We start from the raw sequence: 22,014 nt of genomic DNA on the forward strand, positions 1-22,014 counted from the left end.
GGTCATGACCGGCCGGGAATTGAAGAAAAGAGCGCCCGAGGAACCTGCGGAACTGCTGAGCCTTAAGGAAGTGATCGCCATGGGCGTGGGCGGCATGGTGGGCGGCGGGATTTTCTCCGTCCTCGGTCTGGCCATTGCCCAGGCCGGTCATGCCGCACCGCTTGCCTTTGTCCTGGGCGGGGTGATCGCCATGCTCACCGGGCTCTGCTATGGTCGGCTCGGGCTCAGATTCCGCTCCGACGGCGGCAGCTTCACCTATCTCGAACACGCTTTCACCAATCAGAACCTGGCCGGGATCGGCGGCTGGCTCCTCCTGCTCGGATACGTGGGCACCATGGCGCTCTACAGCTACACCTTTGCGGTCTACGGCTCGGCCATGCTCGGCACCGACATGCCGGCAATGCATCACCTGCTGGAATCCCTGATCCTGCTGGCCTTTTTCGGCATCAACCTGTACGGGGTCAAGGCGTCCGGTACCAGCGAGCTGATCATTGTCACCGTCAAGATGCTGATCCTGCTTCTCTTTGGAATCATCGGCCTGTTCTATGCCCGGACCGACTATCTGCTGCCCCTGTTCAACAAGGGCGTGGGAGGGCTGTTCATGGGGGCGGCGCTCATCTTCGTGGCCTACGAGGGATTCGAACTGATCCCCAACGCGGTGCATGAAATGGAGGACCCGGACCGAAATCTGCGCCTGGGCATTATCTGGTCCATAGCCCTGACCATCGGGGTCTACCTGCTGGTCTCGCTGGTGGCGGTGGGCAACCTGCTGCCTGAAGAGATCAACAAGTACAAGGAATACGCCCTGGCCGAGGCGGCCAAACCCTTCCTCGGCCAGGCCGGCTTTCTCCTCATCGGCCTGGCGGCGCTGTTTTCCACGGCCTCGGCCATCAACGCCACCATGTTCGGCACCGCCCGGCTCGGCATGGTGATGGCGACGGAAAAGGCCCTGCCCCGGGTCTTCGGCTTCCGGCGGCGTCAGAACAACATTCCCTGGGTCAGTCTGATCATTATCACCGTTCTGACCCTGTTCTTTGTCAACATTGCCGACCTGACCATCATCTCCTCCTTTGCCAGCTCTACCTTTCTGCTCATCTTCGCGGCCATCAACCTGACCGCCTTCCGGCTCCGCCACCGGATCGGCCTGACCACGGGAATACCTCTCTCCGGGTTAGCCCTGACCACGATCTCGTGGCTGACCCTCATGTACTACCTCTACCGCTCGAGTCCGGAGAGCCTGGGCTGGATTGGCTGTTTCTACCTGTCGGTCATCGTGGTAGAACTGTTCTTCTCCAAGCGCAGGCGTATCTTCCCGGTCCAGAGCCCGGCATGAGAACCATTTTGACGGACCGATTCCAGGAGCGATGAACAGATGAGCGTTATGACCGAATACGCCATGTATGCCAAGACATTCATCGGCATCCTGTCCATTGTCAATCCCCTGGGGGCCATCCCGGTCTTCCTTTCCCTGAGCGTGGACAGGTCCCCGGACGAGTGCAGGAAGATCGCCAGGATCAGCGCCGTGGCCGTGGCCGTCATTCTTCTGGCCGCAGCCTGGACCGGCGACACCATGCTGGCCTTTTTCGGCATCAGCCTGCCGGCCTTCCGCACTGGCGGCGGCCTGCTGATCCTGCTCATGGCCATTGCCATGATGCATGCCCGCCAGAGCCATGCCAAACAGAGCCCCGAGGAGGCCGATGCCAACCTGGAAAAGGACGATATCGCCGTGGTGCCGCTGGCCATCCCCCTCATGGCCGGACCGGGTGCCATCAGCCTGGTCATTGTCGAAGCCCATCACGCCGCGGCCACCGGCCTGATGGAACGGCTGCTGCTCAGCGGCTGTATCGTCCTGGTCGCCTGCGCGGCCTGGCTGAGCCTGCGGCTGGCCGAGCCCATCGGCAAGCGGCTGGGCACCACCGGCTTGAACATTGGCATCCGGATCATGGGGCTTCTGCTCTGCGCCATCGGGGTGCAGATGATCGCCGAGGGGTTGAAACAGCTCTTTCCCGCCCTGGGCTGACCCCGGCCACGGGCGTGGGATACATTATTCAGTCAAGCTACAAAGGAACAAAGAACCATGGACATCCACATCCTGCAACACGTCCCCTTCGAGGGACCGGGCCATATTCTCACCTGGACTGAAAAAAACGGCCACCGGGTCACCTACAGCCGTCTCTTTGACGATCCCGCCCTGCCTGACCCGAACACGGTCGATCGGCTGGTCGTCATGGGCGGGCCGATGAATATTTACGAATATGACCGCTATCCCTGGCTGCGGGCGGAAAAGGCGTTTCTTGGCGAAGTCATCGAAGGCGGAGGCAGGGTGCTCGGCATCTGCCTGGGCGCCCAGCTGATCGCCGACGTCCTCGGGGCCAGGGTCCATGCCGGCGCGCACAAAGAGATCGGCTGGTTCCCCATTTCCCTGACACCGGAGGCCCGGGAAACCAGGGTCTTTGGTTTTCTGGAACCGGAACTGACCGTCTTTCACTGGCATGGCGACACCTTTGCCATTCCCGAAGGGAGTATCCACCTGGCCCGTAGCGAGGCGTGCGAAAACCAGGCCTTTCTTTACGACGACCGGGTCCTGGGGCTGCAGTTTCATCTGGAATCCACCCCGGAGAGTGTCGAGCTGATAACCCGCCACTGCCGGGATGAACTCGTCCCGGCGGCCTGGATCCAGAGCGGACGCGAAATAAAAGAGGTTCCCCGGGAGCGCTTCCTGGCCATCAACACGGCCATGGAAGGTATCCTCGACCGACTTTTCAGCTAAATGAATCTCCAGCGGATGACGGGCCTGACTGCTTCGCTCGGGACAGCCCCTGAACCTCCCTGTCAGCCAGGACCTGGCTTTCCCGGAAACGAATAAGGGCGGCCAGGGTATCGCAGGTGGGGGTTTCCACCCCGAGACGCTGGCCCTGCTCGGCCACATAACCCACCAGGGCGTCCACCTCGGTCCTTTTGCCGTTTTCCAGGTCCTGGAGCATGGAGGGCCGATGGTTGCGGGTCAGGGGCAGGAGATGATCATAGAAGACCCGTCGGTAGGCCTCGGCGTCGGGCCACGGGGTGGAGCCGCCCATGGTCTCGATGACATCAAAGGTCTCGTCCATGATCCGATCCATGACCCGCCGGGTTTCACCATGGTCGCCCAGGGCCCCGTAATGGACCCCCAGCAGGGCGCCGAGGGGATTGAGGGCGCAGTTGTAGAGCAGCTTGGCAAAGAGGTCGCGGTGGATATCCTCCACGGCGATGCAGGGAAGACCGGCATGGTTGATGGCCTCGGCCAGGTGGGCGGCAGACTCGGGGATATGGCCGGGCCGGACCGAGCCTATGTGGATATCGTCCGCCGTGGCGGTGATCCGCACCAGGCCGGGCCGCTGGATTTCGAACCCGGTGATCACCCGGGCCCGAGCGTCCGCTCCTCGCCAAAAACCATGGCCACCTTTTCCACGTTGCCACAACCATTCTGCATGGATACCACCGGGCCATCAAACCCGTGAAGACCGGCCAGGGCCTGGACCGCGGTCTCTGTATCATAGGCCTTGGTGGTGATCAGTCCATAGTCGTATCCTGCCCCGTCAACCCCTTCCAGGTTCGACAGCAGGCCCACCCTGTCCAGGGGAGCGCTGAACTCGCCAAATATCCCGCTGACCTGCAGGCCGGCATCACCAATGGCCTCGATGAACCGGGCCCGGAGCACCAGGTCGACCCGGTGGCCATCGGCGGCCAGCATACATCCCAGGGCCTGCCCCAGGGCCCCGGCTCCAAAAATCAGAAATCGCATTGTCTCCACCCTGTACTGTCTGAAGGGTACCTTGAAAAATCAGATATTTTGTTCGAGTTCAAGGAACAGTGAAAAATAAAAGCGCAGCATATTAACCATATGTGAGCATTTTGTTTTTCGCTGTGACGCAGAAATCGGGCAAAATGGCAATTTTTCAAGGTAGCCTGAATTGCGGTTGCTCTCTTCCCAGGAAGAACAGGAAAACTCCATCCACGGAGAAGACAGATAAACCTTGTCATGGTATACCATTTTCTTATACAAGCCCTGCCACCACTCCTCAATCCGTAAGCGACATGGTAAACGACATTCTATGGAAATCATCCTCATCGCGGCCATGGCTGCCAACCGCGTGATCGGCCACAACAATACCATCCCCTGGGATATTCCCGGTGAACAGACCCGGTTTAAGGAAATCACCATGGGCCACTCCCTGATCATGGGCCGTAAGACCTGGGAATCCATCGGCCGGCCCCTGCCCGGCCGGCGCAACATCGTGGTTACCCGCAACCGGGACTACCGCGCCCCGGGCGCGGAAACCGTACACAGCCTGGACGAAGCCCTGGAGCTTTGCCGGAGCGACCGGGCGGCCCGGGTTTTCGTCATCGGCGGCGAACAGCTCTACCGCCTGGCTCTGCCCCTTGCCCATACCCTGATCCTGACGGTCCTGGACCGGTCCTACCCGGGAGACACCTCCTTTCCCCCCTTCAGTGAAGAAGAATTCCAGCTGAAGGGCTCGGTGGAGGTGGCCGCCGTCCAACCCTACACCATCCAGACCTGGCAGCGCCGGTAGGGACAGCGTCCGGAGAAAACAATAATCTTTCTCAAATTCCTGTTGACAGGTCTACGCTGTCCAGGATATATCTTTTCTATAACCTGGACGCTGGTTATCGGTTTATCCTATTGATCGCCAGAGTTTTCCATTCATATCAAACCCGGGAGGGATCCATGAAACAAAATGATCTCAAGAAACTCCTGGCCAGCCTGGGTGTGGCCGGCCTGATCAGCGCAGGTGGCATGGCGCCGCCGGCCGTACAGGCATCGGGCAGCGGTGGCAGCGGCTGAGGCGGCAGTGACCAGGTCAGCAGCGCCGGGAGCGCTGCAGAAGAAGAGCAGATGACGGAAGAAACCAAGAAGAAAATACTGGAAACGGCCGAACAGGAGGCCGAGGAAATCACCAGAAAGGCCAGTGAAGAGGCCAAAGAGGCTGTTGAAAAAAACCTCAAGAAAAAGAGTGGAACCAGCGGCTGAGGCGGTTCGAAAAATTAAACGTGCAGGCTGCACGTTCAGAAAACAAGAGAAAGCCGGTAACCCATTGAGGTTACCGGCTTTCTGCGCTTTTGCCCCGCCCTTGCCCATTACCCCCCGTTGTTCCAGGAGCCGCTCGTGAAAAAATCCAGCCCGGAAAATATCTACTCCGCCTGCTGCCGGTATCTACCGCCCCTGCCGACCGTACCGGACCATGACCTGGTCTCCTGGCTGGCAGACCATCCACATCTGTATACCGAACATCCTTTTCTCCCGGACCTGGCGCGACTGGAACAAGCCCTTCACTTCCTGCGCCACACCCCTCCGCCCCTGCCGGAAACAGTGGACAGGCGGCAGATCAACCCGGCCCTGGAACTGCTGTCGCTGAACTGGCGCCAGCTGTCCCGGCTGCTGGACGATCCGGCGATCCGGCCCGAGCCGGGGCAGGAATTCGTTCTCGCGGTCCGAAAGCCGGACACCGGCGAGGTGACGGTCCGCACGGCCACCAGCCATGACCTCCTGGCCCTCAAGCTGGTCAGCGAGGACATGGATGAACGCCAGACCGCCCGGGAAGGCGGGGTCCCGCTGGCAACCATCGAGGCCATCCTGTATCAGGCCATGGAGCAGGGGCTGATCCTTTCGCCCCCCTCGCGCATAGCCAGGCCGCCGGACTTCCCCCGGGGCGAGGTCTCGGATCCATCGTTTTTCACCGCTTCTGTCTTCACCCTCCAGTGGCATATCACCCAGACCTGCGATCTCCACTGCCGCCACTGCTACGATCGCAGCGACCGGGCCACAATGGAACTGGCCCAGGGCATCAAAATCCTCGATGATCTCTATGATTTCGCCAAGGCCCACCATGTCCATGCCCAGGTCACCTTTACCGGTGGCAACCCTCTGCTTTATCCTCACTTCAACGAGCTCTACCGGGAAGCGGCCGAGCGCGGTTTTCTAACCGCCATCCTCGGCAATCCCATGCCCAGGCACCGACTGGAAGAGATGCTTGCTGTCCAGAAGCCGGAGTTCTACCAGGTGAGCCTGGAGGGGTTGCAGCCCCATAACGACTATATCCGCGGCCCGGGCCATTTCGAGCGGGTGCTGGCTTTTCTAGACCTGCTCCGGGAACTGGACATCTACTCCATGGTCATGCTGACCCTGACCCGGGCCAACATGGACGAGGTGCTGGAACTGGCCGAACTGCTGCGCGACAGGGTGGATCTCTTCACCTTCAACCGGCTGGCCATGGTCGGTGAGGGCGCTTCCCTGGCCTCGGCCCCGTTCGAACGGTTCGAACAGTTTTTAAACAGGTACATGGAGGCCTGCCGGGACAATCCCTGCATGGGGCTCAAGGACAACTTTTTCAATCTGGTACGCCACAAAAAAAAGATGGAGTATACCGGCGGCTGTGCCGGATACGGCTGCGGGGCGGCCTTCAACTTTGTCTCCATACTGCCCGACGGAGAAGTCCATGCCTGCCGCAAACTGCCCTCCCCCATGGGCAATATCTTCGAGAACTCCCTCCAGGAGATCTATCACAGCCCGCAGGCCCGCAAGTACCGCCGCGGCTCCTCGGCCTGCGCGGACTGCGCCATCCGCCCGGTCTGCGGCGGCTGTCTGGCCGTGACATACGGCTTTGGCCGTGATATCTTCACCGAGTTGGACCCCTACTGTTTCAGATAACACCCCACATCACTTCCCGGAAACCTGAACATGCGCCGATTCTTCATAGACCCTGACCAGGCCGGAAACGACCAGGTGGAGCTCAGCGGTCCGGAGGCCAGACACCTGCGCACCGTACTCCGCATGCAGCCCGGTGACCGAATCGAGCTCTTCGACGGTACCGGGGGGTAATGACGGCCGAAATCTCCGGTTTCGGTCCACACACCGTGGTGCTGCGCATCCTTGAGCGCCACCGGGCCGCCCCTCCGGACCGGGCGTCGCTGACCGTGGCCCAGGCCCTGCTCAAGGGCAAGAAGATGGACCTGCTGATCCAGAAATGCACGGAACTTGGGGTGCACACCCTGCAACCGCTGCAGACGCGGTTTGGCGAAAACAGGACCCGCCTGGACCGCCAGCACCAGCGGTGGCAGCGGATCATGCTCGAGGCCTGCAAGCAGTGCGGCCGGACCTGGCCCATGCGGATCTGCGAACCCAGAAGCCTGGAACAGTTCGACACCGACAATTTCTGCGAAAAACTCCTGCTCTGGGAACAGGAAAGCCGCAACCCGCTGCCTGCGACCAATTGGCCGGCCTCGGCCTCCATCTGCCTCCTGCTCGGCCCCGAGGGAGGATTTCACCAGGCAGAAGTGGCCCTGGCCCGGAAACGCGGTTTTGACACCGTATCCCTTGGCCGCCTGGTCCTCCGGGCCGAAACCGCGACCCTGGCGGCGGTCTCCATCATCCAGTTCCACACCGGTGCCCTGCTGCCGGCCTGAAATCCCTTCCTCTCTTTTCCGTACCTGCGAACCTCTTTTGAAATCCCATCGGTTTCATGCTAGAGTGCGGGACCGATTTGCCAAGGCAGGGGCTTGGCCCCCTTTTCTTTTTCTGCAACCGGAATTATCCAACATATTCTCATGCGGGCAGTACTCCAGAGGGTGAAACAGGCACGGGTTACGGTGGACGGGCGGGAGACCGGCGCCATAGGCGCGGGGCTGCTGGTCCTGCTCGGTGTCCACCGGGACGACACACCAAAAGATGTTACCTGGATGGCCGACAAGGTGGTCAACCTGCGGATATTTGAAGACGAACAGGGGCGGATGAACCGGTCTGTTATTGATATAGCGGGTGAAATCCTGGTAGTATCCCAATTCACCCTGCTTGGCGACTGCCGCAAGGGGAGGCGGCCCTCCTGGTCGCACGCCGCTCCGCCCGAGATGGCCGACCGGCTCTACCGCGATTTTGTCAGGGCCATCGAGGCGCGCGGCATCCGGACGGCCACCGGCGAGTTCCAGGCCATGATGGAGGTCTCCCTGGTCAACTCCGGACCGGTGACCATGCTGCTGGACTCGCACAAAATTTTTTAGCCGGCAATGTGATCCCTTCAGGGGATACCATCGCCTGAAAGGTGCTTCCGGCGTGCAGCAACAAGGACTAACACCGCCACAAGCGGTGGTGACCGTACGAAACAGAGGCGTTGAAACCTGAAACTCTCACAATCCTGGCAATCATCCATGACCACATTTACTCCCGGCACCACCTACAGCTCCTTTCGGCTTAAGCGCAGCCAGTACATCGAAGAGATCGACTCCACGGTCTACCTGTTCAGGCATGAGCAGCTGGGCACCCCGGCACTTGCCATCAAGAACAGCGACCCGAACAAGACGTTCTGCATCGCCTTCCAGACCGTGCCCACCGATTCCACCGGGGTGGCCCATATCCTGGAGCACTCGGTGCTCATGGGGTCGAAGAAATATCCGGTCAAGGATGTGTTCGGAGAAATCCACAAGGGCGGGCTCATGACCTTTCTCAACGCCATGACCGGCTCCGACACCACCTGGTATCCCTTTGCGACCAGGAACATGAAAGAGTACTTCAACATCATGGATGTCTACTGTGATGTGACTCTCAACCCCCTGCTCGAGCGGACCACCTTTGAACAGGAAGGATGGCATTATCACAAGGAAGCGGAAGACCAGCCGCTGCAGTACCAGGGCGTGGTGTTCAACGAGATGAAGGGTGCCTTCTCCGACCCCATCCGAGCCATTTTCCACCACATGTTCGGCGGCCTGATGCCCGGCTCCACCTATGCCCACGAATCCGGTGGAGACCCGCGCCACATCCCGGATCTCACCTATGAACAGTTCGTGGCCTTTCACCGCAAACATTATCATCCCGCCAACGCCATGCTCTTCTTCTACGGCGACGCTCCTCTGGAAGAGGAACTGGCGTACGTCCAGAACAACTTCCTGGCCGATTTTGCCACCGCTGATGCACAGGGACGGGGCAAGGTGGCCATCGAACCCGGCCGGGAAATCGACGAGCCGGTGTTTATCGAGGACACCTACGGGGTGCAGCCCGGCAGCGACACGAAGGAAAAGACCTTTCTGGCCGTTGGCTCGGCTGTGGGCGACATGACCCAGCGCAAGCGCAATGCCGCCTTTCAGATCATCGCCTCCATTCTCTACAATTCCGATGCCTCACCCCTGAAGAAAGCCATCCTCAAAGCCGGTCTCTGCAAGGATTTCGGTGGGCTGTTCCTCTCCAACTCCTGTTTCAAGACCTTCATGATGACCTATCTCATCGGGTCGGATCCGGACAAGCGCGACCAGTTCCTGGCCCTGTACCAGGAGGTCCTGCAGACCATGGTGGACCAGGGGCTGGACCGGGAGCTGGTCCTCGCGGAACTCAACCGGTACGAATTTTCCGTCCGCGAAGAGGGCAACAAGGCCCAGCGCGGCCTGGACCTGATTTCCAAGGCCATGCCGGCCATGAAGTACGGAACCGATCCTTTCGAGGCCCTGCAGATCGACGAACTGCTGCGCGAAATCCGCCGGGACGCCCTGGAAAGTGATTATTTCGAGCGGCTGATCCGTGAACGGCTGCTGGAAAACCCGGCCACCGTGGCGGTGACCCTGAAACCGGACCCGGAGAAGATGATCCGGACCATGCAGGAAGAGCAGGCCCGGCTGGCGGCCTACGAGGCCACCCTGGACAAGGAGGGCATCCAAAATCTGATCCGGCGGACCCGGGAGCTGATGGAGCTCCAGCACCAGCCAAACGACGAGGAGAAGCTCAAACTCCTGCCCCGCCTTGGCCTTGACGACCTGGAACGGAACATCGATTTCCACCGCTGTACGCCCCGGGACCTGGCGCAGCGCCCCTTCCTGGTCAACGAGCTGCCCACCAACGGTATCGTCTACCTGGACATAGGCTTTGACTGCCGGGGACTGGACCGGGAGCAGCTCCTGGCCCTGAACCTGTTTGGCACCATTGTCACGGAGATCGGTACCTCGCGCCTGGACTACATGGCCTTTGCCAAGGAACTGGGTATCTGCACCGGCGGGTTCCACCACTCGTTCCATGCCCACCTCCATCTCGAGGACCCGACCAGCCCCCGCCCCACCCTCTGGTTCCACGTCAAGATGCTCTCCAGCTACCTGGACCGGGCGCTTACCCTGCTGGAGGAGGTGTTCACTGATGTCAGCTTCGCGGACCGGAGCCGGATCCGGGAGATCGTCCAGCGCGAATTCGCCTGGACCGAACATTCGGTGCAGAGCGAGGGCTACGGCCTGGCTTCCACCCGGGTTTTTGCCCGCCTCGGACTGGCCGGCCAGTACAACGAACATGTCAGCGGGGCGGTCAACTACCTGAATCTCAAGGACCTGGCCAGCCGGTACGAAGAGCGGGAAGAGAAGTTCCTGGAAACCCTGGAGACGATCCGGCGCCATGTCTTCCGGCGGGGCAGCGTCATGCTCGCAGTCACCGCCGGCCGGGAAGATATCGCCAGGCTGGAGGCCCGGATGCCCCTGGTCAGCAGCCTGCCGGAGAACGGGGACAATACCGCTTCCCAGCTCGCTCTGCCCGATTTCCCCACCTTCCCGGCCCGGCAGGCCTTCTGCACGTCGGCCGAGGTGGTGTACAATGTCATGGGCTGCACCCTGTTCCCGGACCCAGAGAAGTATGACGGCCAGTTCGAAGTTCTCAAGACCTGGCTCTCCAGAGATTATCTCTGGAATACGGTCCGACAGATGGGCGGGGCCTACGGCTGCTTCATCCAGTTCAACCACATAAGCGGCAACTTTGCCCTGGTCAGCTACCGCGACCCGCAGATAAGAAAAACCTACCAGGCCTACGAAGCCATAGAAGAGCAGGTCCGGGAGCTGAACCTGCCCGAGCCATCCCTGGAACAGCTGATCATCGGCACCTATGCCAACTTCAACCCCCACCAGGGACCGGCAAGCAAGGGAGCCACAGCCCGCAACGAATACCTCTCCGGCATCACCCCTGCCTACAAGCAGCAGCGGATCAGCGAAATCCTCGATACCCGCTGCGCCGATCTGCAAAAATTCGCGCCTCTCTTCAAGTCCCTGCGCACGAAAGGCAGCCTGGCAACCATCGGCAATATCGAAAAAATTCAGGAAAACAAAGACCTGTTCGAGAACATCGAAAAACTGTAGTCGGGGGAGTTGGAGTCAAGTCTGCCATTGACCTTTTTCGAGCATTATCTTTTTCTCTATGCTCTCCAACTTTTGCCTCAGCTCAACATCCCGCTGTAACTGTTTCCTGATCCGGATGACCGCACTGGAGACACTGCTGTAAGTTGGCAGGTTGAACCGCTGGGTATAGACCCCGTTCACATGACGCATGCAGCGGGAAATGTTCCCTTCCGGAGTCCGGACCAGCAGGTGATAACGGTTTGGCATCAGACAATAGGCAGCCACCCGGAGATGATGCATTTCCACGACTTCCTGGAGAATTTTGAGAAAAAGACGGTAATCCGCCGCTCCGGGGAAGATTTCCTCCCCCCGCCGTCCCCGGTTCATCACATGATACCGTGCACCGGGATATGCTATTCCGAAGTGGTCTTGACATATTCTGCGTTTATACTCCTTACCAACAAAAGTCAACACGGACCTGATCCCCGACGCCACATTATAATTTCCGGAAATATTCAACATTAAAACTTCCGGGTATTACAATTATCCTTCTCGAAAACTCTCCCTGCAGAACAGTGCGACAATTTGCCATATTTCATTAATCCCACATCGTAGTAATCCTTTACAGGTAAGCAATTGCCCCGCGGAAGAACTGCAGTTCAAGCGGCAACAGTGTAGAGTTATTTTCCCTGCCAAAAAACAATCCCTGCTCTCCCCGCGGATGCCCGCGGCGGTCCCGAGATTGTCTTTCCGTGTTGTCGTTTTTCCCTGACTGCAGGCTACCTTGATCGGTTGCCACTGTTCATCCGGCCTGCAGATAGAAAGCATCTTTTTTCACCATCGATGCCCTGCGGCGGCAATTTTTCACATACATTTTTTATCTGGAGGATGGGGACAACGAACAACAACTGCAACACCAACAAAAAAAGGAGGAACATCGAGCATGAAAAAAAGCACACAAAGAACACTGATCGCGGCCACCTGCCTGGGCCTTGTCTTTGTCCTTGGGCGGGTCACCACGCTTTCCGCCCAGGAGGCGGATTCAAGCAGTGCCTGTATCAACTGCCATACCGATCTTGAGGAGATGGACAGTTACGGAGCGGCGTCGGCCAGTGGCGGTGCCGCCATTGCGGGCTGAGGCGTTTCAGCCCCTCAGGTGAGGGGCCGGGACACCTTTGGCGTTGCCAGGGATTTTGTTGAATCAGAACATGGAGAAATAGGCTGCATCAACTGTCATAAGGGACAGAACGTCGACGACAAGGATGAAGCGCACAAGGACATGGTCAAGGATCCGTCGGAAGAAGGCGGCGGTGGCGTGTGCAGGGAATGTCACGAGGAGATTGCCTCCACCTACAAAAACGCCATGCACTACAATCTGACCGGCATCCTGGATATCGTCGGCACCATCACCTCCCCGCACAAGATGGCAGACACCTTGCTGCCGGAGGCCTGGAAACTTGACTGTGCAGACTGCCATGCCAGCTGCGGTTCCTGTCATGTAGCCTGGCCTGCTGTAGCCAAGGGCGGCCTGCTTGACCGCCACCGATTCAAACGAACACCCCCCATGGACAAAACCTGCTATGCCTGCCATGGTTCCCGCTTTGCCGGTGAATACATGGGCCGACTCGGCGCCACCGCCGACGTCCATTACGAAAAGGGCCAGATGGTCTGCACCGACTGCCATTCGGCCGAGCAACTCCATAACACCCAGCCCGAAGGGGTGAAACGCTACTATGCCACCAAGACCATCCGCTGCGAACAGTGCCATCCGGATGCCGCCAAGGCTGGTGAATCCAAGGTAGCCATGCACAACGCCCATCCGCAGGGCACCCTTGCCTGTGCTGTCTGCCATGCCAATACCTACTTCAACTGCGCCAACTGCCACGTATCGCTGGATATCAAGAAACCCGGCGAGATCAAGGTCATCTTCCCGTCCGAACCCCTGTACACGTTCAAGATCGGCACCAACATCGACCGTTCACCGGAAAATCCCTACAAGTACAACCTGGTACGGCACACGCCCATGAAGAAGGACTCCCTGGCCTCGCTGCGCTACTTCCAGGCAGTGCTCAAGGGTGCGCCCGGACCGGAAGACCTGGTCGCCAACTACGACGCCCTGCCGACCTGGAATTCCGCCTCAGTGCACAATATTCAACGTCGAACGAAACAGAACAGCTCCTGTAATGCTTGTCACGGCCACAAGGAACTCTTCCTCACCGAAGCTGACCTGGCCAGGGACGAACCAGCGGCAAATCAGAAAATTGTCGTGAAGAAAATCCCGGCTGAGATCAAAAAGTAAGATGGTCGGCAACGTGGAGACAATCATGCACAGGCAAGAACAAAGGAGTATTTCAATGAAAAGGAAACTGTTAGAATCTGCGATATGCACGCTGTTGCTGGCCGTGGCGGTTTTCATGGCCGCCCCGGCGATGGCCGGCACCACCCCGCTGGTAACCACCCAGTGGCTGGCAAAGAACCTTGGCGCCAGGGACCTGGTCATCATCGACGTCCGAACCGCGACCAACTATGGAGTCGGCCATATCCCCGGCTCCTTCAACATTCCCTATGTCGGCTGGGAGCCCTTCAGTGAGAAGCGCCAGTGCCAGCTGATGCCCAAGCCTGAAGATTTTACCATGATGCTCCAGGGCATCGGGGTGAACAAGTCGTCCCACGTGGTCATCTACGATCACGGCAACTCCATCGGCGATGCCACCAAGGGCGCGGCCACGGTCTGGATTCTCGAGGCCATGGGCCATACCAATGTCTCCTACTTGAACGGTGGCTTCACCAAGTGGACCTTTGAAGGCCGGATCATCGACAACAAGCTGCCGAAATCCGAGCAAGGCGATTTCGTCGCCCACTTCGATCCCGCCAAAGTAGTTTCCCTGGAGCAGATGCTGGCCACGGTGCAGAAGAAAGACGCGATCATCGTCGATGCCAGAAGCAGCAGCCAGCATTTCGGGGCCAGCAAGCGCGGTGATGTGGAACGGTTCGGCCATGTTCCCGGTTCCATTAACCTGCCGGCACCCTATCTGAACAATGCCGGTGCCAACCGGGCGCCTGCGACCATCAGGAGCAAAAATCAACTGGCCGCCATGACCAGGGGCGTCGGTATTCCGGCGGACAAAAACGCCAGGATTATCGTGTATTGCAACACCGGCCAGTACGCCGGCATGGATTATTTCATTCTCCATGACATTCTCGGCTACAAGAACGTCGCTGTCTACGACGGCTCGATGCTCGAGTATGCCGCAGACGATGATCGGCCGCTGGTTACCTTCTCCTGGGGCAGGTCAGGCAAATAGGCCTGGCCGCAACCAGCAGGAACGGATCTTTGTCCGGACCGCAGCCACCAGTGCAATGAAATACTCCGACGCCAGCTGTTCCCGGCGACGGATACTTTTCTGGTAACTCATGGAGGAATAGAATGAAGAGAGCGTACCAACAAAAAACGTCCTTTCTGGGCGTACTGCTGTGCATATTCTTCCTGCCCGGCCTGGTTATGGCCGCAGGGAGTTCCCTGGTAAGCGTCGAATGGCTTGCCAAAAACCTGAACAAGAAGAATCTCGTCATCCTGGATGTGAGCGAATTCATCCATTACGAGAGCAAACACATCCCGGGCGCGGTCAAGGCCTTTGGCCCGTGGATGACCATGAACAGTGAATTTGTCGGCTTCATGATGCCGGATGAAACGGAGCTGGTCAGCATGCTGCGGGGATATGGGGTGAACAACGACTCCTTTGTCGTGGTCTACGACGAGGGCATCACCTCCAGGGACACGGCCAAGAGCGCCCGCGCCCTCTGGACCCTGCACGCCCTGGGCCATGACCAGGTCGCCATCCTGGATGGCGGCATGGCAGCCTGGGAGCAGAGCGAGCAGCCGGTAACCACCAGGGCGGCCACGCCCTTTGGAGGCAACTTCAGCGGCAAGCTGCAGGCCAGCAAGATCGCCACCCTGGCCGAGGTCAAGGCCAAACTGGGTTCAGGCAAGGTCACGTTTCTGGACAACCGTTCGCCGGACCAGTACTTCGGCCACGAGAAGAACAGTGAAATAAGCCGGGCCGGCCACCTGCCCGGATCGCTGCTCTGGCCCGAGTCCTTCATGACAATCGCCGGGGTTGACTTTGCTCCCTCCTATTTCAGGGACAAGGATGAACTGGAAAAAATGGCCAGGGGAGTCTACCTGCCAGCCGATAAAAAGGCGGAAATCATCACCTACAGCAACCACGGCCTGGCCGCATCCATGGGCTATTTCGTCCTCCACGACCTGCTTGGCTACAGGAACGTCAAGGTCTTTGACGGCTCCATCCTGGAGGTCGCCCCGGCAGAAGACGTCCCCATGGTCGTCCAGAGATGGGGATGGGAGAAGATGTAACCTGAACCACTGACCATTCGTTGTCCCCGGATGGAGAGAGGCGGGAATGCCCGCCTCTCTTTTTTTGTCCAAAAGGCAAACCATTCCTCGCGACATACGTCCTGCTGCGGCGTTGCTCCTCGTGACATCCGCTTCCATGAGAAGGCTTGTCAAGAAAAGTTCGACGTGGCGAACCATTTTTTTTATAAATCCCTGTAACGTCAGGCTTCCATTCGCATTCATATAAAGAGCTCAGCCATAAGCTCGATGCATCGTACAATCCGTCGTGGAAGCTGCAACCTCCGCGGCGGTCTTTGAATATGTCACTGGCTGATGACGGACCGAGCGGTGTCACGCAGTCTTCCGGACGGGACGTTTTTTTGAGGGAGATATTAAAAACTCTCAACTGCCTTTGGAAACAGAAGGAAAAACATCCTTTTTTCCCTTTGTTCACTCTCTGGTTCAACCGGGTTTTCTACGCAGCCTTTGCCAGGGGGCGAGATTGCGGTTTGTAAAAAGGGTCATATATCTCACCGTGCTGCCAGAGGCGATGCATGAGTACCGCCAGTTTTCTGGCTACGGCAACCACGGCACGACGCTTTGCGTTTTTACCTCCCCTGGCTGCCAGGCGAAGACCAAATCTTCGTAAATTGCAATCCTCTCCAAAAGGTCCCAGGATGTACTGGGCCGAACCGACCAGTAACCTCCGCAGATAGGGGTTGCCCGCTTTGGTTATCCGAAGCTGCCTGTCGGTTTCTCCTGACTGGTCGCGGCGGGGAGTCAGGCCAAGAAAACATCCAACCTGTCTACTTTTGCCAAATCGTGCCGGGTCTTCCACGATTAATAGAAAGGCCAGGGCCGTCAGAGGACCAACTCCTTTTATGGCCCGCAATAATTCGGTCTCCGGGTATCGCTCCGCACTGATACGCTCTATTTCCCTGTCAAATTCTTTGATCTGGGACGTAATCTGGCCGATAATTGTCAATACAGGCTCCAGAGCGCCACGTAAGTCTTCAGGAAGATGTTCATCTGCCTGCCGGTGAAAACTGTCTGCGCTGCATCCCGGCAGGCGATATCCCAGCGCCTTGACACTGCCACGAACATGGTTGATCAGGCTGGAGCGGTTCCTCACCAGGACATCCCTGGCCTGCAATATCTCCAGATCAATCTGGGCCTGTTCGCCCCTGTGGTTGACCGGATAGAGCAGATCAGGATCCATCCGGGCTATGCGGGCCAGCATTTCAGCGTCTCTGGTATCTGATTTATCGTTGCTGTCCCAGATGGCGCGTAATTTACGAGGGTTGCCAACCAAAACATGGCAGCCCAGCCTGGATAACAGCCTGCTGATCCAGGCCGAATGGGTACCGGCTTCAAGGGCAACAGTTGCCCCTTTATGGGGTGAGAAAAACTCACTCAACGCCTCTCTGGTATTAGTAACCGTATCTCGACGCACGATTCGGCCTGCATGATCAACAATACAGATAACATGATTTTTATCGCCAAGGTCCATTCCGATTGTTACATTGTGCATGGCTGGTTCTCCCAGGTTGTGCAGCATTCGACTGCGGTTATTCTTGAGCGTGTTTATAACACAGCTCGCGGGGAATCAGCCTTCTCATTTTACCTCCGCGGTGTCACGTATCGGCAGGCGGAAATGACGAGGTTGCCGGAGGTTGCCTCCCCGCTCCTGCGGGGTAAACGCCATAGGCGGGCGACAGGGAAGGAAGATCCACCGTAAAGATGGCCGTCCTCTTTTTTATTCAAATATTTCTGAAAAAGTTTTCCTTATAACCGCAGGGATTTCCTGCTTCGCCAGGGAATAGTAGGATGTCTTCCCCTCATTGCGAAGATGCACGATACCACCCTGCCTCAACAGTTTTAACTGCTGGCTGGTGGCGGGAATGGAGAGTTGCAGTATTTCGGCCAGTTCACATACACATAATTCTCCACCCTGCAGGCTCATAATGATCTTCAGCCTGGTGGCATTCCCGAGCAGCTTCAGTTTTTCGGCAACTTCCTGCAGGGCATGCTCATTACCGATTATTTCTTTTGCCTTGCGTATATTCTCTTTAGACTTGCAGTTTATCCTGCAGACTTCTTGCAAATTTTTCATAAAGTTTCTCTGCAGTCGATTCAACCAGGTCATGAAAGGTCATAACCAGGAACGCAGCAGGCAGCGGGATCAACCCGCTACCTGCGCCGTATGGCATGGTTTCCGACCAGAGACTATGCCTCCCGGCCAAGCTTAGGGGCACAACTCAAAATATTTTCCATAATCTGTTCTTTCGTAATCTTGCCCGTCACCCTGACCTTCAGTTCCCTGTCAGGTACAATTTCAAAAGACTCCACATTCTCTCTGAATGCCGGGGTGCAGCACTGACACGTCCCGCTCTGGCATTCCTGTACCTGCTTTTCGATCAACTCTCGTGGTATTTCATCAGAAAAAATAATCTCAACACAACCTTCTCCCTGCTCCACCGTTGCCGGTATGTCCTTTTGCTTCCCGCTCATAACGACCTCCCTGGATGAATGATGGAATCAAAATCATTTTCGAATATTCGAAATACATAAAACGTAAATTTTTGCCTGTCAATTTTCTTCAGACTGTGCAGCCAAAAATCCTTTCCGCTTTCCTGTAGCCAGGCCGTCCTGTTTTGTGAACCGGGGAACTCATGCCGGAATATGGTGAAACAATCAAGCAGTACGTTCCTGGAGCTTGGGGAGAAAACGAGGCCTGCTTGAGATCCTGGATGCACTTGAAGGAAAACGGTTAATGGGATAGGGTTCTGTTACCGGCAAAAATCGCCCACCATGGAGTACCATGCCCCGTGACCCCCTCTTCCCCTTCCCCGGATATCCTGCTGAGAAGAGCGACCCGAGCCTCGGTGGCCGTCGCCGTGGTGCTGATCGTCGGCAAGCTGGCGGCCTGGCTGCTGACCGGATCGCTGAGCGTCATGGCCTCGCTGGTCGACTCTCTCATGGATGCGGCCGCCTCGACCATCAACCTGGTGGCCGTGCGGTTGTCCCTGAACCCGGCCGACAGCGAACACCGCTTCGGCCACGGCAAGGCCGAATTCCTGGCCGGTCTTGCCCAGGCGTCCTTTATTGCCGGCTCCTCCTTCTTCCTGCTCATCCACGCGGTGGAGCGGATGCGCAACCCGCAACCCCTCAATGACGCCCGGGCGGGTATCATCATCATGGTACTGGCCATTGCCATCACGCTCCTGCTGCTGGCCTACCAGTACCGGGTCATCCGAAAAACCAACTCGACCGCCATCAGGGCGGATGCCCTCCACTACGCAACCGATATCCTGACAAACGCCGGGACCATACTAGCCCTGGTCCTGGCCCGCTATGGCTGGCCCGGACTCGATCCGATCTTTGCCATAGTCATTGCCGGTTTCATCTTCTACAGCGCCTGCAAGATCGGCTACGATGCCGCCCAGATGCTGATGGACCGCGAGCTGCCTGCCGAACTGCGGGAAAAAATAATCAGCATCGCCGAGAGACCGCCCCAGGTCCGCGGCGTGCATGACGTGCGGACGAGGCAGTCGGGCCAGACTATCATGATCCAGCTCCACCTGGAGCTGGACGACGATATGCCTCTGCTGCGTGCCCATGGCGTGGCCCGGGCCGTGGAAAAGGATATCCTGCGCAACTGGCCCGAAGCCGATGTCATCATCCACCAGGACCCGGTCAACATCAGCCGGAAACTCGGCACCACCAGGTTCACCGACTGAAAACAGGATGATCATTCCGGCAATCAAAAAACTCAAGGCGACAACGACGCACCAGTCGACAACCAGCAGCTCAAGCGCTCGTACAGCAGCAGGCCCCAAATTACCGCCACGTTAACGAGCGTCATAAAAACAGCGCCTGAACCGATATCCTTGGCCCGCCCGGAGAGAACATGGTGCTCAAGACTGATACGATCGACAACTGCCTCGATGGCGGAGTTGATCAGCTCGACAATCAGGACCAGTAGCAGAGAGCCAACCAGCAGCGATCTCTCTACGCCTGAATTTCCCAACCATAGCCCCAGCGGTAGCATCACCGCAACCACCAGCAACTCCAGCCGGAATGCCTCTTCACACCGGAATGCCGCAGCCAGCCCCTTGAACGAGTGAAGCATGGCCTGGTACACATGGCGGAGTCCCCGGTAATCGGGCTTATTACAAAGATGCACCCCTCTGTTCTTCCCCTTCTGTTCCATACAGGATCTCGCTCCCTTGCCGACTTGATGCCCTCAACAACGTTACAATATCTCACGGCCTGCCCTGTTACGGGCTGACCGGGATCACCCTCCTTGCAGTATCCTCAAAACTAAGCCTACAACCTAACCCATTAAAAAATCAATATTTTTAAAAAATTTTCCAAAACCACTGCTGCCAGGAGATCTTCTGCCGGCAGATTCAGATGAACCTGATATCTGCCGCGTTTTTCGTCGTTATCGGGCCTGGGAGTTTCGGATATGCATATTGCTCCTTGAATGAGTGGAAATGATTGAGTATAGACAAATTTCGTGGAGATGAAGCTGTGGAGGAACTTCTTTATCAGAACTAAAAGGAGAAATTGTATGGGGGCGTACGAGGAAATTTTCAAAAAAAGCATTGAAAATCCGGAAGAATTCTGGGCCGAGGCGGCCGAAGGCATTGACTGGTACAAGAAATGGGACACTGTGCTGGACCGTTCCAATCCTCCCTTTTACCGCTGGTTCTCCGGCGGTGAAATGAACACCTGCTACAATGCGGTGGACCGGCACGTGGAAAACGGCCGCGCCGACCAGCCCGCGATCATCTACGACTCACCGGTCACCGACACCATCCGCAAGATCACCTACCGCGAACTGCGTGACGAAGTAGCAAGCTTCGCCGGAGCCCTGAAGGGCCTTGGCGTGGAAAAAGGCGACCGGGTCATCATCTACATGCCCATGATTCCCGAGGCCCTGGTGGCCATGCTGGCCTGTGCCCGGCTGGGGGCCATCCATTCGGTGGTCTTTGGCGGGTTTGCTGCCAACGAGCTGGCCATCCGCATCGACCATGCCCAGCCCAAGGTCATAGTCTGTGCGTCCGGCGCCATCGAGGGCAAGAAACAGCTGGCCTACAAGCCGCTGGTGGATTCGGCCATCGAGCAGTCGGATCACAAGCCGGAGAAATGCGTGGTCTTCCAGCGCGACTTTGTTACCGCCGAGCTCCAGGAAGGCCGCGACCTGGCCTGGCAGGACATTGTCAAAGACGCCGAGCCTGCCGACTGCGTGCCGGTCCTGGCCACGGATCCGCTCTACATCCTCTACACCTCCGGGACCACCGGTATGCCCAAGGGCGTACTGCGCGACAACGGCGGCCATGCCGTGGCCCTGCACTGGTCCATGAAAAACATCTACAACGTGGATCCCGGCGACGTCTACTGGGCGGCTTCTGATGTGGGCTGGGTCGTGGGCCATTCCTACATCGTCTACGGGCCGCTGCTCAAGGGCTGCACCACCATTGTCTACGAGGGCAAACCCATCGGCACCCCGGATGCCGGGGCCTTCTGGCGTGTCATCTCCGAGCACGGGGCCCGGATCATGTTTACCGCACCCACGGCCTTCCGGGCGATCAAGAAGGAAGATCCCAACGGCGAGCTGCTGAAAAAATACGACCTCTCCAAATTCGAAACCCTGTTCCTGGCCGGCGAGCGGCTCGATCCGGACACCTATCACTGGGCATCGAACCTCCTCAAGGTGCCGGTGATCGACCACTGGTGGCAGACCGAGACCGGCTGGGCCATTGTCGCCAACCCCATGGGCATCGAGCAGTTCCCGGTCAAGCCCGGCTCGCCCACCAAGCCGGTCCCGGGCTATGATGTACGTATCCTCGATGATACGGGCAAGGAACTGGGTCCGAACGAGGAAGGCAACATCGTGGTCAAGCTGCCCCTGCCGCCGGGTACCCTGGCGACCCTGTGGCGTAACGACGAGCGGTTCATCAAGTCCTACATGGCCACCTTCCCGGGTTATTACGAGACCAGTGATGGTGGCTATATCGACGAGGACGGCTACGTGTATGTCATGGGCCGGATGGACGATGTCATCAACATTGCCGGCCACCGGCTCTCCACCGGGGCCATGGAAGAGGTGATCGCCACCCATCCGGACGTGGCCGAGTGCGCGGTCATCGGCACCGATGACCAGCTCAAGGGCCAGATCCCGGTGGGCTTTATCGTCCTCAAGGCCGGGGTGACCAAGGATGCCGAGGAAATCAAGGCCGAGCTGGTTCAGATGGTCCGGGCCCAGATCGGTCCCATTGCCTGCTACAAACAGACCGCGGTGGTGACCAGGCTGCCCAAGACCAGGTCCGGCAAGATCCTCCGCGGCACCATGCGTGCGATCGCCGCCGGCAAGGAGTACCGGATGCCGTCCACCATCGACGATCCGACCATCCTGGAAGAGATCACCGAGGATCTGAAAAAGCTGGGCTTTCCCAAGTAACAGCAAGCAGGCGATGGATCCCTTCAAGAAATACCATCGCCCGGCTTACATCCCGGAGAAATGAACA

Annotated in this window: 24 protein-coding genes; 17 read left to right on the forward strand and 7 right to left on the reverse strand. The window is 58.2% G+C overall.

Features of this window, described 5'->3' with window-relative positions; all coding sequences use genetic code 11:
* Positions 1-4: 4 nt before the first annotated feature.
* From GF1_RS14595 to GF1_RS14605, 3 genes are read left to right on the forward strand one after another with little or no spacing between them, the layout of a single operon-like run.
* A complete protein-coding gene (locus GF1_RS14595; protein WP_267927286.1) occupies positions 5-1,333 on the forward strand; it encodes an APC family permease in 1,329 nt (442 codons plus the stop codon).
* A 39-nt stretch (positions 1,334-1,372) separates the two neighbouring features.
* Entirely contained in the window at positions 1,373-2,020 is a 648-nt protein-coding gene (locus tag GF1_RS14600) for a MarC family protein (protein ID WP_267927288.1), read from the forward strand.
* Positions 2,021-2,077: 57 nt separating this feature from the next.
* Complete coding sequence (locus GF1_RS14605; RefSeq protein ID WP_267927289.1) at positions 2,078-2,770, forward strand: type 1 glutamine amidotransferase; 693 nt, start codon at positions 2,078-2,080, stop codon at positions 2,768-2,770.
* Here GF1_RS14605 and GF1_RS14610 read toward each other — a convergent pair.
* The gene (locus GF1_RS14610; RefSeq protein ID WP_267927290.1) at positions 2,763-3,398 is read right to left on the reverse strand and encodes a ketopantoate reductase family protein; all 636 of its coding nucleotides are present in this window, start codon (positions 3,396-3,398) and stop codon (positions 2,763-2,765) included. The genes GF1_RS14605 and GF1_RS14610 overlap by 8 nt on opposite strands.
* Positions 3,395-3,781, reverse strand: coding sequence for a ketopantoate reductase family protein (locus GF1_RS14615; protein ID WP_267927291.1), 387 nt, complete (start codon positions 3,779-3,781; stop codon positions 3,395-3,397). The genes GF1_RS14610 and GF1_RS14615 overlap by 4 nt, the downstream gene beginning before the upstream one ends.
* A 310-nt stretch (positions 3,782-4,091) precedes the next feature.
* Between GF1_RS14615 and GF1_RS14620 the strand changes: the two genes are divergently transcribed.
* The 8 genes from GF1_RS14620 to GF1_RS14655 all read left to right on the forward strand — a co-directional run bounded on the left by GF1_RS14620 (position 4,092) and on the right by GF1_RS14655 (position 11,145).
* Positions 4,092-4,571: a dihydrofolate reductase gene (locus GF1_RS14620; RefSeq protein ID WP_267927292.1), complete on the forward strand. Its 480-nt coding sequence runs from the start codon at positions 4,092-4,094 to the stop codon at positions 4,569-4,571.
* A 155-nt stretch (positions 4,572-4,726) separates the two neighbouring features.
* Positions 4,727-4,843, forward strand: a complete 117-nt coding sequence (gene sbtA, locus GF1_RS14625) for an SbtA family thio(seleno)oxazole RiPP natural product precursor (protein ID WP_267927293.1) — start codon at positions 4,727-4,729, stop codon at positions 4,841-4,843.
* A gap of 51 nt (positions 4,844-4,894) precedes the next feature.
* Entirely contained in the window at positions 4,895-5,029 is a 135-nt protein-coding gene (locus GF1_RS14630; RefSeq protein ID WP_267927294.1) for a hypothetical protein, read from the forward strand.
* 135 nt (positions 5,030-5,164) lie between these two features.
* Positions 5,165-6,706, forward strand: a complete 1,542-nt coding sequence (sbtM, locus tag GF1_RS14635) for a thio(seleno)oxazole modification radical SAM maturase SbtM (RefSeq protein WP_267927295.1) — start codon at positions 5,165-5,167, stop codon at positions 6,704-6,706.
* A gap of 30 nt (positions 6,707-6,736) precedes the next feature.
* Positions 6,737-6,877: an RNA methyltransferase PUA domain-containing protein gene (locus GF1_RS14640; protein WP_267927296.1), complete on the forward strand. Its 141-nt coding sequence runs from the start codon at positions 6,737-6,739 to the stop codon at positions 6,875-6,877.
* The gene (locus tag GF1_RS14645) at positions 6,877-7,461 is read left to right on the forward strand and encodes an RsmE family RNA methyltransferase (protein WP_267927297.1); all 585 of its coding nucleotides are present in this window, start codon (positions 6,877-6,879) and stop codon (positions 7,459-7,461) included. The genes GF1_RS14640 and GF1_RS14645 overlap by 1 nt, the downstream gene beginning before the upstream one ends.
* A gap of 141 nt (positions 7,462-7,602) precedes the next feature.
* Complete coding sequence (gene dtd / locus GF1_RS14650; protein ID WP_267927298.1) at positions 7,603-8,052, forward strand: D-aminoacyl-tRNA deacylase; 450 nt, start codon at positions 7,603-7,605, stop codon at positions 8,050-8,052.
* Between the two features lie 147 nt (positions 8,053-8,199).
* Complete coding sequence (locus GF1_RS14655; RefSeq protein ID WP_267927299.1) at positions 8,200-11,145, forward strand: insulinase family protein; 2,946 nt, start codon at positions 8,200-8,202, stop codon at positions 11,143-11,145.
* 15 nt (positions 11,146-11,160) lie between these two features.
* On the opposite strand, the gene GF1_RS14660 is transcribed toward GF1_RS14655, so the two are convergent.
* On the reverse strand, positions 11,161-11,511 hold the full coding sequence (locus GF1_RS14660; protein ID WP_267927300.1) for a transposase: 351 nt from the start codon (positions 11,509-11,511) through the stop codon (positions 11,161-11,163).
* Between the two features lie 556 nt (positions 11,512-12,067).
* Between GF1_RS14660 and GF1_RS14665 the strand changes: the two genes are divergently transcribed.
* The 4 genes from GF1_RS14665 to GF1_RS14680 all read left to right on the forward strand — a co-directional run bounded on the left by GF1_RS14665 (position 12,068) and on the right by GF1_RS14680 (position 15,499).
* Positions 12,068-12,262 (forward strand): hypothetical protein, encoded by a 195-nt coding sequence (locus GF1_RS14665; protein ID WP_267927301.1) that lies wholly within the window; start codon positions 12,068-12,070, stop codon positions 12,260-12,262.
* An 18-nt stretch (positions 12,263-12,280) separates the two neighbouring features.
* A complete protein-coding gene (locus tag GF1_RS14670) occupies positions 12,281-13,423 on the forward strand; it encodes a hypothetical protein (RefSeq protein WP_267927302.1) in 1,143 nt (380 codons plus the stop codon).
* A gap of 55 nt (positions 13,424-13,478) precedes the next feature.
* Positions 13,479-14,429 carry a sulfurtransferase gene (locus GF1_RS14675; RefSeq protein WP_267927303.1) on the forward strand — a complete coding sequence of 317 codons (951 nt, stop codon included), beginning with the start codon at positions 13,479-13,481 and terminating at the stop codon, positions 14,427-14,429.
* Positions 14,430-14,551: 122 nt separating this feature from the next.
* Positions 14,552-15,499: a sulfurtransferase gene (locus tag GF1_RS14680; protein WP_267927304.1), complete on the forward strand. Its 948-nt coding sequence runs from the start codon at positions 14,552-14,554 to the stop codon at positions 15,497-15,499.
* Positions 15,500-15,953: 454 nt separating this feature from the next.
* On the opposite strand, the gene GF1_RS14685 is transcribed toward GF1_RS14680, so the two are convergent.
* The 3 genes from GF1_RS14685 to GF1_RS14695 form a co-directional block, all read right to left on the reverse strand.
* Positions 15,954-17,009: an IS110 family RNA-guided transposase gene (locus tag GF1_RS14685; RefSeq protein ID WP_267926464.1), complete on the reverse strand. Its 1,056-nt coding sequence runs from the start codon at positions 17,007-17,009 to the stop codon at positions 15,954-15,956.
* A gap of 225 nt (positions 17,010-17,234) precedes the next feature.
* Positions 17,235-17,591 carry an ArsR/SmtB family transcription factor gene (locus tag GF1_RS14690; RefSeq protein WP_267927305.1) on the reverse strand — a complete coding sequence of 119 codons (357 nt, stop codon included), beginning with the start codon at positions 17,589-17,591 and terminating at the stop codon, positions 17,235-17,237.
* Positions 17,592-17,704: 113 nt separating this feature from the next.
* The gene (locus GF1_RS14695) at positions 17,705-17,989 is read right to left on the reverse strand and encodes a hypothetical protein (RefSeq protein WP_267927306.1); all 285 of its coding nucleotides are present in this window, start codon (positions 17,987-17,989) and stop codon (positions 17,705-17,707) included.
* Between the two features lie 317 nt (positions 17,990-18,306).
* On the opposite strand from GF1_RS14695, the gene GF1_RS14700 reads away from it, so the two are divergent.
* Positions 18,307-19,218 (forward strand): cation diffusion facilitator family transporter, encoded by a 912-nt coding sequence (locus tag GF1_RS14700; protein WP_267927307.1) that lies wholly within the window; start codon positions 18,307-18,309, stop codon positions 19,216-19,218.
* A 32-nt stretch (positions 19,219-19,250) separates the two neighbouring features.
* Here GF1_RS14700 and GF1_RS14705 read toward each other — a convergent pair whose 3' ends face one another.
* A complete protein-coding gene (locus tag GF1_RS14705; RefSeq protein WP_267927308.1) occupies positions 19,251-19,691 on the reverse strand; it encodes a diacylglycerol kinase in 441 nt (146 codons plus the stop codon).
* Between the two features lie 363 nt (positions 19,692-20,054).
* On the opposite strand from GF1_RS14705, the gene GF1_RS14710 reads away from it, so the two are divergent.
* Entirely contained in the window at positions 20,055-21,947 is a 1,893-nt protein-coding gene (locus tag GF1_RS14710) for a propionyl-CoA synthetase (protein ID WP_267927309.1), read from the forward strand.
* The last annotated feature ends 67 nt before the right edge of the window (positions 21,948-22,014 follow it).

Source organism: Desulfolithobacter dissulfuricans (assembly GCF_025998535.1).
Lineage (GTDB): Bacteria > Desulfobacterota > Desulfobulbia > Desulfobulbales > Desulfobulbaceae > Desulfolithobacter > Desulfolithobacter dissulfuricans.